This is a genomic window from Lysinibacillus sp. 54212, from assembly GCF_036662795.1.
Lineage (GTDB): Bacteria > Bacillota > Bacilli > Bacillales_A > Planococcaceae > Lysinibacillus_B.
This window is the reverse complement of the sequence record NZ_JBAFWZ010000060.1, coordinates 1-2854: the sequence shown is the minus strand read 5'-3', so window position 1 is coordinate 2854 and position 2854 is coordinate 1. Positions and strand designations below refer to the sequence as shown.

Below are 2854 nucleotides of genomic sequence, written 5' to 3'. Positions count from 1 at the left end.
TTCGGTATGGGAACGGGTGTGACCTCTTTGCCATCATCACTAGACTATGTTCGACACTCAATGTCCGATATTTCATGTAATCGTCTTGAAGCCGTTTATGTATCTTAAAAAATTATATTCATTTCTTAAGGACAAGAATTATTGTATATCGATTTTAATAATAACGCAATAGTTTTTTATAAAAAAATGATTTTTTTGTATTTCAGAGAGAAAAAAGATATGTAAGCATTATTCTATCAACATGTTTTTAATTATACCAAGTCTTTAACCACTTGTGAATCATTTATTATTTTGGTTAAACGTAATATCAAATCTCTATAAATTATGCTTAATAGAGAAATTATTTAAAGGGTTTAACTTTGACTTAATAATAAAGAATTACACTTGTTAAACCAACTCTAAACATCGTAATAATAATTGTTATACAATCTTTCCCAAGTTGCCATGCCAACAACTTGGGTTCACGATAAATTCTAGTCCTCTCATTTTTCGAAAAGAACACTAAATATTTACTTGCTTCAGTAATCGATTATATTCATCTTCTATCAGTCTAGTATCTAGTCGATTAAATAACGGACTAACTTCTTTTAATACATCTGGTAGTACCTCTTGTTCTTTCCATCTTACTTCCTCTACAGCTAACATATCATTTATTTTTTCAGCTGAAAAAGGTAGAAAAGGGTATACTAGCTGCCCTAAGTTTAAAATAATATAAACGCACGTTTTTAATGTGTTTTTTGCATTTGATGGATTTTCTTTTACTTGGATCCAGGGCTTTTCTTCATCAAAATATTTATTGGCAAACCGAATATAGTCGAATATTTTTTCTAATGCTTGTTTTAGATGTCCTTTTTCAATTAACTCGCCTACTTTACAATAAAGTTCTTTCGTGCTATTTTTCCACCCTTTATCTATATTTCCATTTGGGATATTTCGTTCAAAAGAATTTTCAATAAACTTGAAAGAGCGATTTACAAAATTACCAAATGCCCCTAGCAATTCACCATTATGACTATATATAAACTCTCTCCATGAAAAATCAGTATCTCTATTTTCTGGTGCATTTATCGTTAAAAAATAACGAATAGAGTCCGGATCGTATTTTTCGATTATATATGGTACCCAAACTGCCCAATTCTGACTTGTAGACAGCTTTCGTTTCTCCAAGGTCAAGTATTCATTAGATATGATATGAGTAGGCAATGCATCCATATTAATCCCCATTAATATGGATGGCCAAATTATTGTATGAAACGGAATGTTATCTTTACCATGTATATAATATGAAATGGTTTGCTGATTCCACCAATCTTCTATTTTTTCATTTTGCTCCTTTGCCCATTCCATACTTGCAGTTAAATAGCCGGCAACAGCCTCAATCCATACATAAACTTTCTTATCCTCAAAGCCTTTAATCGGAATGGATACACCATTTGATAAATCCCTTGAAACAGCTCGGTCCTTTACACCCTCAGCCAAATAACGATGGGCTAATAAAATTGCATTTTCGCGCCATCTACTTTCTTTTTTGGCCTTACTTACATAATCTTCTAGTCGATTTTGAAATGTACTGAAGGAGAAATAAAGATGTTCAGTTAAACGAATAATCGGCTCATTTCCACAAATTTTACACCGCTTTTCTTTCAAATCAAGAGGATCCAGTATAGCAGAGCATTGATCACATTGATCGCCTCGTGCTTTTGCTCCACAATTAGGGCATTTCCCCTCCACAAATCGGTCCGGTAAAAATCGTCTATCGAATTCACAGTAGGCTTGTTCTATTTCCTTTTTATATATGTAGCCATTTTTAAATAAGTTTACAAATAGCTTTTGAACAGATTTATGATGATGTTCAGCGTCTGTTCTAGTATAGTAATCATAGCTAAAACCTAGTTTTTCAAAGCAATTTTTAAATTCCTCATGATATTTACTAGCTATTGTATCTGTTGTTGTCTGCTCCTGTCTTGCTCGAATTGAAATAGGGGTTCCATTACAATCACTACCCGATACGTATAAAACCTTTTCTCCTTTTAATCGATAATACCTCGCTAAAATATCGCCTGGTAACAGTGCTGCAATATGACCTAGATGTAAAGAACCATTTGCATACGGCCAAGCCCCTCCAATAAATACCGTCATTCTATCTACTCCATTCTAAATAAAATAAAAAAAACGCCCTAATCTAATAAAGATTAGGACGAATATATCCGTGTTACCACCTAAGTTTACAAATAGCTTACACTATTTGCCTCATCCAGTACGTCAAAAAGAGATACTGCTGCTGTTGTAACGAGTGTCACCTCGTCGTAGCCTACTTGACAATGTCGTTCAGTACGAAGCTCAAAGGTCATTTTCAATAAGGTTCAAATGCTTCATTTCCACCAACAGAAGCTCTCTTTAAAAATCCGCTTATTTACTTTTCCTCTTCATCGCTAATAGTTAATTATTTTAAGATTCATTATAATGAAATCAAATTCATAAATCAATAATTTCTGCATTTGAAAATAGTTTTAGTAAAATACTGGTGTTTGTCGGATAAATTCTCTCCATCATTTTTAGAGAAATGTTTGATTTCCTCTCGGTTCCGTAAGCTCTCCCAGAAGCACGTTCACAATTTCTACATTTATCCAATTCTATTGCTTAATTGTTTCTTTAATACGAATTGGTCTAGACCGAGGGGATGAAGCGACCTCGAGGGGCTGGGTGCTGGAGCTAGACAATACTCAAACTCAAAAATTTATACCTTATTATATAGAAAAAAAGCCTGAAACGATTTTATAATCATTTCAGACTTTTATGATGACCCGTACGGGATTCGAACCCGTGTTACCGCCGTGAAAGGGCGGTGTCTTAA

At 33.6% G+C, this 2854-nt stretch carries 1 protein-coding gene and 1 other annotated feature; the gene reads right to left on the bottom strand.

Annotated features, from left to right (window positions below):
• Positions 1-501: 501 nt before the first annotated feature.
• On the bottom strand, positions 502-2139 hold the full coding sequence (gene metG, locus V4T18_RS18210) for a methionine--tRNA ligase (protein ID WP_332651866.1): 1638 nt from the start codon (positions 2137-2139) through the stop codon (positions 502-504).
• A 51-nt stretch (positions 2140-2190) separates the two neighbouring features.
• Positions 2191-2439, bottom strand: a binding site (T-box leader).
• Positions 2440-2854: the final 415 nt, after the last annotated feature.

Coding starts and splice junctions, on each gene's coding strand:
- metG (WP_332651866.1), bottom strand. CDS start 2,139: ATGACGGTATTTATTGGAGGGGCTTGGCCGTATGCAAATGGTTCTTTA.